The 14426-nt window shown below is 62.4% G+C and carries 12 protein-coding genes, 1 tRNA gene and 1 pseudogene; 10 read left to right on the top strand and 4 right to left on the bottom strand.

Going from position 1 to position 14426, the window contains the following annotated elements:
- Position 1 precedes the first annotated feature (1 nt).
- Positions 2-754, bottom strand: coding sequence for a bifunctional demethylmenaquinone methyltransferase/2-methoxy-6-polyprenyl-1,4-benzoquinol methylase UbiE (gene ubiE / locus B6V75_RS17670; RefSeq protein ID WP_075776778.1), 753 nt, complete (start codon positions 752-754; stop codon positions 2-4).
- A 76-nt stretch (positions 755-830) separates the two neighbouring features.
- Between ubiE and mutM the strand changes: the two genes are divergently transcribed.
- From mutM to B6V75_RS17720, 10 genes are all read left to right on the top strand, one after another.
- Positions 831-1676 carry a bifunctional DNA-formamidopyrimidine glycosylase/DNA-(apurinic or apyrimidinic site) lyase gene (gene mutM / locus B6V75_RS17675; RefSeq protein ID WP_088720556.1) on the top strand — a complete coding sequence of 282 codons (846 nt, stop codon included), beginning with the start codon at positions 831-833 and terminating at the stop codon, positions 1674-1676.
- Between the two features lie 87 nt (positions 1677-1763).
- Positions 1764-2540, top strand: a complete 777-nt coding sequence (locus B6V75_RS17680) for an enoyl-CoA hydratase (protein WP_075776776.1) — start codon at positions 1764-1766, stop codon at positions 2538-2540.
- A 209-nt stretch (positions 2541-2749) separates the two neighbouring features.
- On the top strand, positions 2750-3016 hold the full coding sequence (gene rpsT, locus B6V75_RS17685) for a 30S ribosomal protein S20 (protein ID WP_075776775.1): 267 nt from the start codon (positions 2750-2752) through the stop codon (positions 3014-3016).
- Between the two features lie 499 nt (positions 3017-3515).
- A complete protein-coding gene (gene dnaA, locus B6V75_RS17690) occupies positions 3516-4910 on the top strand; it encodes a chromosomal replication initiator protein DnaA (RefSeq protein WP_088720565.1) in 1395 nt (464 codons plus the stop codon).
- A gap of 114 nt (positions 4911-5024) precedes the next feature.
- Positions 5025-6143, top strand: coding sequence for a DNA polymerase III subunit beta (gene dnaN / locus B6V75_RS17695; RefSeq protein WP_078521612.1), 1119 nt, complete (start codon positions 5025-5027; stop codon positions 6141-6143).
- Between the two features lie 52 nt (positions 6144-6195).
- A complete protein-coding gene (recF, locus tag B6V75_RS17700) occupies positions 6196-7254 on the top strand; it encodes a DNA replication/repair protein RecF (protein ID WP_088720557.1) in 1059 nt (352 codons plus the stop codon).
- Positions 7251-7679: a VOC family protein gene (locus B6V75_RS17705; protein ID WP_075776772.1), complete on the top strand. Its 429-nt coding sequence runs from the start codon at positions 7251-7253 to the stop codon at positions 7677-7679. The genes recF and B6V75_RS17705 overlap by 4 nt, the downstream gene beginning before the upstream one ends.
- Positions 7676-8296, top strand: coding sequence for a LysE family translocator (locus B6V75_RS17710; protein ID WP_075776771.1), 621 nt, complete (start codon positions 7676-7678; stop codon positions 8294-8296). The genes B6V75_RS17705 and B6V75_RS17710 overlap by 4 nt, the downstream gene beginning before the upstream one ends.
- Before the next feature lie 81 nt (positions 8297-8377).
- The gene (gene gyrB, locus B6V75_RS17715) at positions 8378-10828 is read left to right on the top strand and encodes a DNA topoisomerase (ATP-hydrolyzing) subunit B (protein WP_075776770.1); all 2451 of its coding nucleotides are present in this window, start codon (positions 8378-8380) and stop codon (positions 10826-10828) included.
- A 4-nt stretch (positions 10829-10832) separates the two neighbouring features.
- The gene (locus B6V75_RS17720; protein WP_206198510.1) at positions 10833-12089 is read left to right on the top strand and encodes an FAD-binding oxidoreductase; all 1257 of its coding nucleotides are present in this window, start codon (positions 10833-10835) and stop codon (positions 12087-12089) included.
- A 218-nt stretch (positions 12090-12307) separates the two neighbouring features.
- Here B6V75_RS17720 and B6V75_RS17725 read toward each other — a convergent pair.
- The 3 genes and pseudogenes from B6V75_RS17725 to B6V75_RS17735 form a co-directional block, all read right to left on the bottom strand.
- A pseudogene (locus tag B6V75_RS17725) lies at positions 12308-12853 on the bottom strand (transposase); the annotation flags it as partial.
- Between the two features lie 307 nt (positions 12854-13160).
- Positions 13161-14189, bottom strand: coding sequence for an IS110 family transposase (locus B6V75_RS17730; RefSeq protein ID WP_088720559.1), 1029 nt, complete (start codon positions 14187-14189; stop codon positions 13161-13163).
- 160 nt (positions 14190-14349) lie between these two features.
- Positions 14350-14426 (bottom strand) — tRNA-Met (locus B6V75_RS17735).

Raw genomic sequence — 14426 nt, forward strand, 5'->3', positions numbered from 1 at the left:
GTTAAAGTTTCCAGCCCGAGTGCAGCGCCGCGATTCCCATCGACAGATTCCGGTAGGAGACATTGTCGAACCCGGCTTCACGGATCATCTGCGCGAAGGTCTCCTGCGAGGGGAACTTGCGGATCGATTCCACCAGGTACTGGTAGCTGTCGCGGTCATTCGCGACGATTTCGCCCATCTTCGGGATCACGTTGAAGGAGTAGAGATCATAGGCCTTCTGCATCAGTTCATTCGGGATCTGGCTGAATTCGAGCACCATGATCCGTCCACCAGGCTTGAGCACCCGATAGGCCTCCGAGAGCGCATCCGCGATCCGCGTCACGTTCCGGATGCCGAAAGAGATCGTGTAGACGTCGAAGGAATTATCCGCGAAGGGCAGCGCCATCGCATCGCCGACCACCCAGTCGAGACTGTCGGCCATGCTTTCGGCCTCGGCGCGCTTGCGGCCCTCGATCAGCATCGATTCGGTCATGTCACAGACCGTCGCGTGGCCCGAGCCTGCGCGTTTCAAGAAGCGGAAGGACACGTCGCCGGTCCCGCCCGCCACGTCGAGCAACTTTTGACCCGGTCGCGGCGCGAGCCAATCCATCATCGCGTCCTTCCAGACGCGGTGGATGCCCATGCTCATCAGGTCGTTCATGATGTCGTATTTCGATGCCACTCGCGAAAACACGCCGTGAACCATGCCTGCCTTGGCATCTTCGTCCACGGTCTGAAAACCGAAATGCGTGGTCTTTGATTGCTCTGCGCTCATGGGCCCTTGCCGATCCTCATTTCACCCCCTTCTTATAGGGGCCCTTTGCCCCAAGACAATGCGATGAGGAGGAAGTATGCCCGAATTGCCCGAGGTCGAGACGGTTCGTCGCGGGTTGGTCCCGGCCATGGAAGGCCATCGGATCGAACGTGCCGAAGTCAATCGGCCCGACCTGCGCTGGCCCCTGCCCGAGCGGATGGCCGAGCGGTTGCAGGGGGCCCGCGTGGACCGTCTGCGGCGACGGTCGAAATACATCCTCGCGGATCTCGACAGCGGAGAAAGCCTGCTGATCCACCTCGGGATGTCGGGCCGCATGCTGGTCTCGGGCGTGGCGCTTGGCGATTTTCACCTCGAACATCCCGCGCCTGCGAAACACGATCACGTTGTTTTGCACATGGCGGGTGGCGGACGTGTGACCTTCAATGACGCGCGTCGCTTCGGGGCGATGGATCTGGTGCTGACCGAGCGCGAGCAGGCGCATTGGCTTTTGGCGGGCCTGGGCCCCGAGCCCTTCGGCAACGACTTCCACGAAGACTATCTGGTCGAGGCGCTCAAACGCCGCGCGACCCCGATCAAGTCTGCGCTGCTCGATCAGCATGTCGTGGCGGGTCTGGGCAACATCTATGTCTGCGAGGTGCTGCACCGGGCAGGTATCGACCCGCGCCGTCAGGCGAAGCGGATTTCGAACGCACGCATCGCCTCGCTGGTGCCGATCATCCGCGAGGTGCTGACCGAGGCGATCTCGGCGGGAGGGTCGTCTCTGCGCGACCATCGGCAAGCGGATGGGGAACTGGGATATTTCCAGCACAGCTTCCATGTCTACGACCGCGAGGACGCCCCCTGTAGCACGTGCGGCACGCCGATCCGGCGCATCGTTCAATCCGGACGATCCACCTTTTTCTGCCCGGCCTGCCAGAAATGACGCAGCGCTCCGGCATCACAAGACGCTTGATCTGATTTGACGCTCTGCTAGGAGTCCCGTTCAGAGACAAGGAAAGGCAAGACCGAAATGGCCTACCAGACCCTGATCGTCGAGATCGAGGATTACGTTGCCCTGATCCGGCTCAACCGCCCCGACGCACTGAACGCCCTGAACTCCCAATTGCTGGGGGAACTGGCCGAGGCGCTGAAATCGGCGGAAGAGAATGACAAGGTGCGTTGCATCGTCATCACCGGTTCGGAAAAGGCCTTCGCGGCTGGCGCAGACATCAAGGAAATGTCGGAAAAGAGCTTCGTGGACATGTTCACGAGCGATTTCTTCGGCAAGGAAGCGGATGCCATCAACCGCATCCGCAAACCGATCATCGCTGCAGTGGCGGGCTACGCGCTCGGCGGCGGTTGCGAATTGGCGATGATGTGCGATTTCATCATCTGCGCGGAGAACGCCAAGTTCGGCCAGCCCGAGATCAATCTCGGCGTGATCGCCGGGATCGGCGGCACCCAGCGCCTGACGCGCTTCGTGGGCAAGTCCAAGGCGATGGACATGCACCTCACGGGCCGCTTCATGGATGCCGGCGAGGCCGAACGGTCGGGACTTGTCAGCCGGGTCGTCCCGAATGCCAAGCTGATCCCCGAGACTATGGCTGCGGCGCAGAAGATCGCCGAGAAGTCGATGCTTGCGACTCGCGCCGCGAAAGAAGCGGTGAACCGCTCCTACGAGACGACGATGAACGAAGGCATCCTGTTCGAGCGTCGTCTGTTCCACGGGCTCTTCGCCACCGACGACCAGAAAGAGGGCATGGCTGCCTTCCTCGAAAAGCGCGAGCCTCAATTCCGCGACAAGTGAGCCCTTTCGGGCCGCTCGCACGACACCAGATGGCGGGGCTTCGGCCCCGCTTTTCATTATTCCCTTTCCCTTTTGCGCAATTTGCCTTATGAGGCCGCCTCACATGCGCGTGGAGCCCGCTTAGGCTAGAATCATCTAGGTTCGCTGGAGCCCGGGGTCTGTCGTGCGATTGAAAGATTTGAACAGACCCGGAAAGTGGGAAGATACACATGGCTAACACGCCCCAGTCCAAGAAACGCGCCCGTCAGAACGAGCGCCGCCAAGACGTCAACAAAGCTCGTCGTTCGCGCATCCGTACCTTCATCCGCAAAGTCGAAGAAGCGATCGCTTCGGGCGACTACGAAGCGGCGACCAACGCTCTGCGCGCTGCCCAGCCCGAGCTGGCTCGCGGCGTCACCAAGGGCGTTCTGCACAAGAACACCGCATCGCGCAAAGTCTCGCGCCTTGCGTCGCGCGTGAAGGCTCTCAACGCCTGATCTGCGCCCCGGCGCCGAGCCGGCTCCGGAATACGCTGGATTCCTTGAGAAAAAACGCGTCCGCCTATTTGGTGGGCGCGTTTTTTCTTGGACAATCAGTGCCTTGACACGAAACTGTTGCAGTTTTGCGCAGCCCCCTCAGATTCGTTTCGGGGAATCTCACGTCAAGCGCAAAGGTCGGTTGCCTGCTGGCTCGCCAGCTTGCTAGCTTCTACCTGCGATTCACGTCGCCTTGGGGGACATGACGCATTTATCTGGCCGTCGGGGGCAAATAAGTCTGCCACGACAAATGAAAAAGCCTGTTGGCGACCAGCGAAATGCGATTCCGATTCTCGAGGGGGTCCAACTCCTCACTTTCGGCAACTCTGCCTGAAACCGGGTTTCAATCCCGGCAGGTAGGTCGTGTCTGTTTGTAATCGAGGCCGAGCTGCCAGCCGGGCTTGCCGCAATCCCAAGGGACGAAGACGCAACTTATTTGTGTTTGGCGATGGGCGGAAAAATGACGGACGAAACTTGGGGGCAGGTCTGCAATGAGCTTCAAAAAGCTGTTGGGCAAAACAACTACACGACCTGGATCGCTCCGCTCGAGCTGATCGACCTCGAGGACGGCATCGCCTCATTCCAAGCACCGACGAAATTCATGTGCGACTGGGTCTCGCGCAACTTTGCGGAACCGATCCTGAGCGAACTGCGTCGGGCGGGCATCTCTGCAGAGCGCGTCGACATCTCGGTCCCGGCCCGTCGTCCGATGAACGGCACGGCGAATGGCGCGACCCGCCCTGCGGTTCCGGCCCCTGCCCCGGCTCCCGCTGCAGCCGCCAAGCTCCGCAAGACCCCGCGTCCCGACGAGCCGCTTCCCGGCGCGCCGCTAGATTCGCGCTTCACCTTCGACAGCTTCGTCGTCGGCAAGCCGAACGAACTGGCCCATGCCGCCGCCAAGCGCGTTGCCGAAGGTGGCCCGGTCACGTTCAACCCGCTGTTCCTCTATGGCGGCGTCGGGCTTGGTAAGACCCACCTGATGCATGCGATCGCGCATGACCTGCAGCATCAGCGTCCGGATCTGCGCGTGCTCTACCTGTCGGCCGAGCAGTTCATGTATCGCTTCGTGCAGGCGCTGCGCGAAAAGCAGATCATGGACTTCAAGGAGATGTTCCGCTCGATCGACGTTCTGATGGTCGACGATGTGCAGTTCATCGCCGGGAAAGATTCCACGCAGGAAGAGTTCTTCCACACGTTCAACGCGCTCGTGGATCAGGGCAAACAGATCGTCATCTCGGCGGATCGTGCCCCGGGCGAGATCAAGGACCTCGAAGAGCGCATCAAGTCGCGCCTGTCCTGCGGTCTCGTCGTCGACCTGCACCCGACCGATTACGAACTGCGCCTCGGTATTCTTCAGACCAAGACCGAAGCCTACAAGGTTCAGTATCCCGACCTGCAGATCGCCCCCGGCGTTCTGGAATTCGTGGCACACCGGATCACCTCGAACGTGCGTATCCTCGAAGGCGCGCTGACCCGCCTCTTCGCCTATGCCTCGCTGATCGGGCGCGAGATCACGATGGATCTGGCGCAGGAATGCCTCAAGGACCAGCTGCGTCAGTCCGAGCGCAAGGTCACCGTCGAAGAAATCCAGCGCAAGGTGGCGGAGCATTACAACGTCCGTCTCTCCGATCTCGTGGGGCCCAAGCGCCTGCGCGCCATCGCTCGTCCGCGCCAGGTGGCGATGTTCCTCGCGAAATCGCTGACCACCCGCTCGCTTCCCGATATCGGGCGCCGCTTCGGCGGGCGCGATCACACCACGATCATGCACGGCATCCGCAAGATCGAGGAACTGCGCGGCACGGATTCGCAGCTCGCCGAAGATATCGAGTTGCTCCGCCGCCTCCTTGAAAGCTGATCTGGCCCGCTGGGCTTGACGCTCCGGACAAAGCGACCGAATGTCTGCGAAAACCGTTGTGCCGGTGGCGCGAGGTGCTACCTTGCCAGCCCCGGAAAGTCGTGAGGGATCGACATGAAATTCAGCATCGAACGCGCCGCGCTGCTCAAGGCCGTCTCGCAAGCGCAATCCGTTGTGGAACGCCGCAACACGATCCCGATCCTTGCTAACGTGCTGATCGAAGCCGAAGGCGACACTGTCCAGTTCCGCGCGACCGACCTCGATATCGAGGTGGTCGACAAGGCGCCCGCGCAGGTCGAACAGGCCGGGGCTACGACGGTCTCGGCGGTCATGCTGCATGAAATCGTGCGCAAGCTGCCCGATGGCGCGCTGGTCTCGATCTCGGACGACCCGGCTGCCGGGCGTCTGAACGTGCAGGCCGGTCGGTCGAGCTTCAACCTCGCCACGCTGCCGAAGGAAGACTTCCCGGTGATGGCTTCTTCGGAATACACCGCGAATTTCACGGCCAAGGCCGGGGTGCTCAAGCGCCTGTTCGACAAGTCGAAATTCGCGATCTCAACTGAAGAGACCCGCTATTACCTCAACGGCGTCTACATGCATATCGCGACCGGCGAAGACGGTCAGGTGCTGCGCTGCGTCGCCACCGACGGTCACCGTCTGGCGCGTATCGATTCCGGCCTGCCCGAAGGCGCCTCGGGTATGCCCGGCGTGATCGTGCCCCGCAAAACGGTGAACGAGCTGCGCAAGCTGCTGGAGGACGACGATCAGGAAATCGCGGTCTCGGTCTCGGAAACCAAGGTCCGTTTCGCGACCCCGGTGATCACGCTGACCTCGAAGGTCATCGACGGCACCTTCCCCGATTACACCCGCGTCATCCCGACCGGGAACACCCGCCAGCTGGAAGTCGACGCATCGGAATTCGCAAAAGCGGTGGACCGTGTGGCGACCGTCTCGTCGGAACGGTCGCGCGCGGTGAAACTGGCTCTGGAAGCCGACAAGCTGGTACTTTCGGTCAACGCACCCGATGCCGGTGCCGCGGAAGAAGAGCTGGTCGTGGCCTATGCCGACGAGCCGCTGGAGATCGGTTTCAACGCGAAATACCTGCTCGAGATCGCGAGCCAGGTCGATCGCGAAAATGCCGTCTTCCTGTTCAACTCCTCGGGCGATCCGACCCTGATGCGCGAAGGTGGCGACACTTCGGCGGTCTATGTGGTCATGCCGATGCGCGTGTGAGGCCTGACGGAAGCCTCCGGCGGGGATATTTCCATCGAGAAGAAGAGGCGCGATGCTGCGTGAACTGAAGATATTGCAGTTCCGCTCGCATCGTCGTGCCGAAATCGCTTTCGACGGGCGGCCCGTGGCAATCTACGGGCCCAACGGCGCGGGCAAGACGAATATCCTCGAGGCGGTGTCGCTGCTCTCACCCGGGCGTGGGCTGCGCCGGGCGCAGGCCGACGAGTTGATGCGCCGCGCCGAAGCCGTTGGCTGGAAGCTGCGCGCCGCCACCGACACCCATGAGATCGAGACCTCCGCCCTGCCCGGCGAGTCCCGCCGGGTCGAGATCGATGGCAAAGCCGCGCCGCAGGTGGCACTGGCGCAGATTCTGCGGGTGCTGTGGCTGGTGCCCTCGATGGACCGGCTCTGGATCGAAGGGGCCGAAGGGCGCAGGCGGTTTCTCGACCGGATGGTGATGAGCTTCACCCCCGCCCATGCCGAGGTCACGCTGGCCTATGAAAAGGCGATGCGCGAGCGTAACCGCTTGCTCAAGGACATGGTCCGCGATCCGAACTGGTATCACGCGCTGGAGGCACAGATGGCCGAGGCGGGCGCTGCGATCCGGGCGAACCGGGCCGAAGCCCTCACGCGGATCATGCAGGCGCAGGCGGATGCGGCGACGGCGTTTCCAGCAGCGCATCTGGTCCTCGAGAACGAAGGCCCCGGGGATCTGGCCGCAGCCCTCGACGCCAATCGCCCGCGCGACATGTCAGCGGGCCGCACGCTGGAGGGGCCGCACCGGGCCGATCTGCTCGCCACATATGTCGAGAAAGATGCCCCCGCCGCGCAATGCTCTACCGGGGAGCAGAAGGCGCTGCTGATCTCGCTGATCCTCGCCAATGCGCGGGCGCTTGCGGGCGAGGATGTGGTGCTTTTGCTCGACGAGGTCGCCGCCCATCTGGACTCCGGCCGGCGCGCGGCGCTTTATGACGAAATCTGCGCGATGGGCGCGCAGGTGTTGATGACCGGCACGGGAGCTGAGCTGTTCGACGCGCTCGGGGACCGGGGGCAATATCTCGAAGTGGTCGAGGGGCCGCAGGGCTCTGAGGTGAGGGAGGCTATGCCGTGAGCTATCCGCAGCAACGTGTGACGCTGATCACGCTGGGCGTGGCCGATCTCGACCAGTCGAAGCGCTTCTACGCAGCGCTCGGCTGGCAGCCCCATGCCGAGCAGGAGGACGTCGCCTTCTACCAGTTGCACGGGATGGCGCTGAGCCTGTTCTCCTTGCCGGCGCTGGCCGCCGATCAGGGCCTTACCCGCGCAAGGCTGGGCACAGGTGCGATGACGCTGGCGCAGAACTTCGACAGCCCCGAAGACGTGGATGCCGCTTTTGCTGCCGCCCTCAAGGCAGGCGCAACCGAATTGAAAGCCCCCGAGAAGACTTTCTGGGGCGGCTATGCGGGCTATTACGCCGATCCCGACCACCATGTCTGGGAACTTGCCCATAATCCCTTCTGGCCGCTGGCCGACGACGGAAGCCTTACCCTCCCATGACCCTCACCTTATCGCAGATCGCGCTCTACACCGGCGCGCTTCTGGTTCTCTTCCTCACCCCCGGGCCGGTCTGGCTCGCCCTTCTCGCTCGCGCGATGGCCGGCGGGTTCGCCTCTGCATGGCCGCTCGCGCTTGGCGTGACGGTGGGCGACATGGTCTGGCCCGCACTCGCGATCTTGGGCGTATCGTGGCTGGTCGGCGAATTCAGCTGGTTCCTCGATGCGCTGCGCTGGGTGGCGGTCGCGATGTTCGTGGGGATGGGGGCGCTCCTGATCCGCCATGCCGAACATCAGATCAGCTCCGACAGCCGCCTGACGCGCCCGGGCATGTGGGCGGGCTTCGTCGCCGGGCTTATCGTGATCATCGGCAATCCCAAGGCGATCCTGTTCTACATGGGCATCCTGCCGGGCTTCTTTCCGATCGCCACGATGACCTGGATCGACATCGCCACGGTCAGTCTGATCTCGGCCATCGTACCGCTGACCGGCAACCTTATCCTCGCCGCCTTCGTGGGCCGCATCCGCGCCTTTGTACAAAGCCGCGGCAAGCTCGCAAAGCTCAACCGGATCGCGGGTGGGCTGATGATCCTCGTCGGCCTTCTTATCGCCGTGACGTGACCCCCTAAATCTTGTGTCTGACGCGTGACATTCCCGGGCCCAGCCGATATAAAACCGGCAACAGATAAAGGACGGGCAGGCATGACCGACGACACCCCGAAGAAGAACGCATACGGCGCCGATTCCATCAAGGTTCTCAAGGGCTTGGAGGCCGTTAGGAAACGGCCCGGAATGTATATCGGCGATACCGATGACGGCTCGGGCCTGCACCACATGGTTTACGAGGTCGTCGACAACGGGATCGACGAGGCTCTCGCGGGTCACGCCGACTACGTTGCCGTGAAAATTCACGCGGATTCTTCGGTCTCCGTGCGTGATAATGGGCGCGGGATTCCCGTCGACATTCACGCCGAAGAAGGCGTCTCCGCGGCCGAGGTCATCATGACCCAGCTGCACGCCGGAGGGAAATTCAACAACACCGACGACGACGGCAACGCCTACAAGGTGTCGGGCGGTCTGCACGGGGTTGGCGTCTCGGTGGTGAACGCGCTGTCGGACTGGCTGGAACTGACGGTTTGGCGCGACGGCAAGATCCACAAGGCGCGCTTCGAGCATGGCGAATGCGTAGAGCATGTGCATGTCGTGGGCGAGGCCCCGAACGAGAGCGGCACCGAGGTGCGCTTCCTCGCGTCGAGCAAGGAAGACGATCCCGAGGGCACCTTCTCGAACCGTGAGTTCGTCTTCGCCACGCTGGAAAAGCGTCTGCGCGAACTGGCCTTCCTGAACTCCGGCGTTCGTATCATCATCGAAGACGAGCGCCCCGCCGAGCCGCTCAAGACCGAGCTGCACTATGAAGGCGGCGTTCGGGAATTTGTGAAATATCTGGATCGATCGAAAAACGCCGTGATGGAGGACCCGATCTACATGGTCGGCGAGGTGCGCGGCATCGGCGTCGAATGCGCGATGTGGTGGAACGACAGCTACCACGAAACCGTGCTGCCCTTCACCAACAACATTCCGCAGCGTGACGGCGGCACCCATATGGCGGGCCTGCGCGGGGCGCTGACCCGCACGATCACGAAATACGCGCAGGAAAGCGGCATCGCCAAGCGCGAGAAGGTCGACTTCACCGGCGACGACGCGCGCGAAGGTCTGACCTGCGTGCTCTCGGTGAAAGTGCCCGATCCTAAATTCTCCAGCCAGACCAAGGACAAGCTGGTCTCCTCCGAGGTCCGTCCGGCGGTCGAGAACCTCGTGAACGAGAAGCTCGCCGAATGGTTCGAGGAAAACCCGAACGAGGCCAAGCAGATCGTCGGCAAGATTATCGAGGCTGCGTTGGCCCGGGAAGCTGCTCGCAAGGCACGCGAACTCACGCGCCGCAAGACGGTGATGGATGTGGCCTCCCTGCCCGGCAAGCTCGCCGACTGTCAGGAGAAGGATCCGTCGCTCTCCGAAGTCTTCCTCGTCGAGGGTGACTCCGCGGGCGGTTCAGCCAAGCAGGGCCGCGAGCGCAAGAACCAGGCGGTGCTGCCGCTGCGCGGTAAGATTCTCAACGTCGAGCGCGCGCGCTTCGACCGGATGCTCAGCTCGGATCAGATCGGCACGCTGATCACCGCGCTCGGCACCGGAATCGGTCGTGACGAATTCAACATCGACAAGCTGCGCTACCACAAGATCGTCATCATGACGGATGCGGATGTCGATGGTGCGCACATCCGAACGCTTCTGCTGACCTTCTTCTTTCGCCAGATGCCCGAGATCATCGAGCACGGTTACCTCTACATCGCGCAGCCGCCGCTTTACAAAGTCGCGCGCGGCAAGTCCGAGGTCTACCTAAAGGATCAGACCGCGCTGGAGGATTACCTGATCGATATGGGCGTCGAAGGGGCGATTCTGCGGCTCAACACCGGCGAGGAGATCAGCGGTCAGGATCTCAAGCGCGTCGTGGAAGAGGCCCGCCTGATCAAGCGGATCCTCGCAACCTTCCCGACCCATTACCCGCATCACATCCTCGAACAGGCCGCGATCGCGGGCGCTATGGTGCCGGGCAAGATCGACGGAGACGCGCAGGGCGTCGCGAACTCGGTGGCCGAGCGCCTCGACCTCGTCGCTTTGGAATACGAGCGCGGCTGGCAGGGCCGTCCGACGCAGGATCACGGCATCCGCCTCGCCCGCGTTCTGCGCGGCGTGGAAGAGGTCCGCACGCTCGACGGTGCCGTGCTGCGCTCGGGCGAAGCGCGCCGTCTGGGCAGCCAGACCGAGCAGCTGCAAGAGGTCTACGACCGCCCGGCGAAGCTGGTGCGCAAAGAGCGCGAAATCCTGATCCACGGCCCGCTCGAACTGCTCGACGCGATCTTGAACGAGGGTGAAAAGGGCCTGAGCCTGCAGCGCTACAAGGGTTTGGGCGAAATGAACCCCGAGCAGCTGTGGGAAACCACACTCGACCCCTCCGCGCGGACCCTGCTTCAGGTGCGAGTCGAGGACGTGGCCGAGGCCGAGGACATCTTCTCGAAGCTGATGGGCGACGTCGTGGAACCCCGCCGCGAGTTCATCCAACAGAACGCCCTGGCGGTGGAGAACCTCGATTTCTGATGGGTTGTGGGAAGCGACTGCGGCCCCTGCGCCGGAAACCTATCCGCTCGAAAGCGACACGACCGCAGACGTCGCAGTAATCGGCGGTGGCATCGCGGGCCTCTCGACGGCAATCCATCTCGCGCGAGCAGGGCGCTCGGTTACCCTTCTGGAAGCAGAGGATGTTGGCTGGGGAGCTTCCGGTCGCAGTGGCGGACAGGTCATCCCCGGCATTAAATACGACCCCGATGATATGATCGAGATGTTCGGACCCGAGGCTGGCGCCGCGGCTATCGAAGCTTTCGGTGCAACCGCTGGCAAGGTTTTCGAGCTGATCGACCGCTACGGAATCGACTGCGACGACACGCGCCAAGGGTGGGTACAGCCAGCGCATTCGGAAGCCGGATTACGCATCGCAATTTCTCGCTGCCAGCAATGGAAGAAGTACGGGGCGGACGTCGATGAACTAACGGCCGACGAGGTGCATTCTCGGCTTGGAGCCGACACTGGATTCGGTGGCTGGATAGATCGCAGGGCCGGCAGCGTTCAACCACTGAGCTACTCCCGCGGCCTGGCACGCGGCGCACTCACCGAAGGCGTCCGCATCGCCTCACGGAGCCCAGTGACCGACATCACGTCCCGGTCAGGACAATGGCAGCTGCGAACGGCGTCCGGCGCCACCGTGACGGCACCGCGGGTCGCAGTCTGCACCAACGCGTATTCTCGACAGATCTGGCCAAAGCTCGAACGTAGCTATATCGCCGCGAACAGCTTTCAGGTCGCTACCGCACCGCTTTCGAGCAATCTTGATGCCAGGATCATGCCAGGCGGAATCGTCGCCTCGGACACTCGGCGCTTGCTGGCATACTTCCGCAAGGATCGGGACGGTCGCCTGCTCATGGGCGGTCGCGGAACCTTCGGCGACCCGACGAAACCGGAGGACTTCGCACATGTCGAGCGGATGCTCATCCGAACCTTTCCAGATGTGGAAGGCTACCCGATCGAATACCGATGGGGCGGTCGCGTAGCGATCACGCAGGACAGCCTTCCCCATATCCATGAGCCCCAGCCTGGCCTCGTCATCATGGTCGGATGTCAGGGTCGCGGCATGGCGCTGCAAAGCAAGATGGGAGAATGGCTTGGCAGTTATATCGATACCGGTCGCCGAGAGGCACTGCCCCTCCCGCTGACTCGTATCGCACCGATCCCGTTCCACGAACTTCGCCGCCTCTACGTCGCCGCAACGATTGCATATTTCAAGCTCAGGGACGTGGTCGGGTAGGCGCGGCAAAATCTGAGCAAATAAGGCGAACGTCAAAGCGGTCCGCACAGCGGGCACTCGGCGACTTCGTAATGCCACATGCTTGCCCGAATGACCGGTTTAAGAAGGCTGCGCTGCGGCATTCGAGAGGCCTCGAAGGTTGGCATTGGGCCGATCACGACGGGTCCGGTGATCCGGGCAGGAAGCAGCCATTCACTATATGTGCAAGGGCAATCCTTGTGCAGACGCCGATATCCGAACCTCCGCCTCTCGCCCGACACCTCCCGCAGCCGCTGGCGCACCTTCCGGTCCTCCGGCCTGGTCGGCTGCCGCCGATACACGCGCGGGTCGATCCCGGCCAGCGCACAGGCCCGCCGCTGCGAGTAGCTCTTCTCCTTCATGGCCCAGTCCACGGCACGCCGCCTCGAACCGGGCCTCAGAAGCGTCCGCAGGCTCTCTCGAACGCATGGCGTTCGCCTGCTCCCATTCCCAACATCTCCTTCAGCGTCGCGACGTCGAGCATCTGTTCGGCCAGCGTTCTACGCGCTTACGCGGCCCCACCGGGGCCACGGTCACCGCGAACTCTTCAGCTTCGCGTTCTCGGCCTCCAGCGCCTTCAGCCGGCGGGCGTCCGACACCTCCATGCCGCCATATCTCGAGCGCCACTTGTAGAAGGTCGCGTCGCTGATGCCATGCTTGCGGCACAGCTCCTTCGCGCCCAGCCCGGCCTGGTGCTCCTTCAGGATGCCAATGATCTGCTCTTCGCTGAACCGGCTTCTCTTCATCGTCTGTCTCCTCGTCTGGAGAACAGGCTAACCTCAAAACGAGGACATTTCAGGGGAGCATGTATGAACTGCCTCCCCTGCAAGTGATTTGTCGATGCGCCGCTGACCCTGCTTCTATGTATTCGGTCTTTCTTAGGGGCCGTTCGAGTTGCCCCTGACCAAGATGGGAAGTCGCGCGTCCTGTGTCTCGTTAGCTCATCGGCACTCAAGGGCCATGCCCCCCGTCAGACCTGCAGGACGCCGATCGGTCGTTGGTCCATCTCCTCCTCGCTCGCAGATTCCTTTGTCCGGTTGCGCGTTTGCCCGACTACAGGCCGCTCATGGCATTCGGCCGATATCTCTCACCCTTCGTCAGAACGGCCCAGCCAATACGTGCCATCTTGTTGGCCATGGCGACCGCCGCGACGTTCACATGCGCTCGCCCCTTCAAAGCGTCTGCCCAAGCCGTTATTGGCGACGTCCTGTCACGCACGAGATGCAGCACCGTTCGAGCTCCGTGGATGAAGAGCTTACGCAAATATCGGTTACCGTGTTTCGAGATGCCGATCAGCTTGGCCTTGCCACCTGTCGTGACCTGCCGCGGCACCAGACCAAGCCATGCGGCAAGATCACGACCTTTGCCAAAAGAGCTGCCGGTGCCGACAGCTGCTACGAGCGCTGTCGCAATCGTCGGACCGATGCCGGGGATCTCCATCAAGCGCTGCATATCGGCATCTGTCCTGGCCAGCGCCTTGATTTCGGTATCGATCGCCGCGACCCGCTCATTGATCACGCCCAGTTCTGACGCCATGTCAGTCACCAGCAGGCGCATTCGCGGGGAAAGATCGGAAGCGCCCTCTGCAGCCAATCTGGCAAGTTCCTTTTGGAAGACGTGGCGCCCAGTGCCAACCCGAATGCCGCGTTCCATCAAGAAGCCTCGACCCTGGTTGATCAAGCGCGTCCCGTCCGACACGAGGCGCTCCCGCGCACGGTGCAAAGCCTGAAGGTCGAGCTGTTCTTCTGATTTGATCGCAACGAATGACATCGTCGGGCGCGTCGCGGCTTCGGCAATCGCCTCCGCATCACGGTCGTCATTCTTGTGAACCTTCACATAGGGCCGGACATAGAGCGGCGACATCAACCGAGGCTCATGTCCCTTCTCAAGACAAAAGCGCCCGATGTGATGCGCCCCGCCGCAGGCTTCCATCGCAACCACGCAAGGCGGGAGCGTAGTAAGAAAGTCCAACAGCCGATGCCGCTGGAGCCGTTTGCGAAACACAACCGCTCCCGCTTCATCCAGCCCCGCAAGACTGCAAACGGTCTTGCCCAGATCAATGCCCAGAACCTCGATGTCCATCAGATGCTCCTCTCTCCACCTCTGCCCGCAATGATAGCAACGTTTGGTGGGAAGGCAGTTCATCCCATTAGGTCATTCCACGTTGCTTCTGGGGGGCTTAGCACAACGCAAGACACCGCCCGAAGGCGGCTGTGAGCGTATGGCTATGACTTAGAAGAAGTGGTTGCGGGAGTAGGATTTGAACCTACGACCTTCAGGTTATGAGCCTGACGAGCTACCGGGCTGCTCCATCCCGCG

The sequence above is a fragment of the Thioclava sp. F1Mire-8 genome (assembly GCF_002213165.1).
Lineage (GTDB): Bacteria > Pseudomonadota > Alphaproteobacteria > Rhodobacterales > Rhodobacteraceae > Thioclava > Thioclava nitratireducens.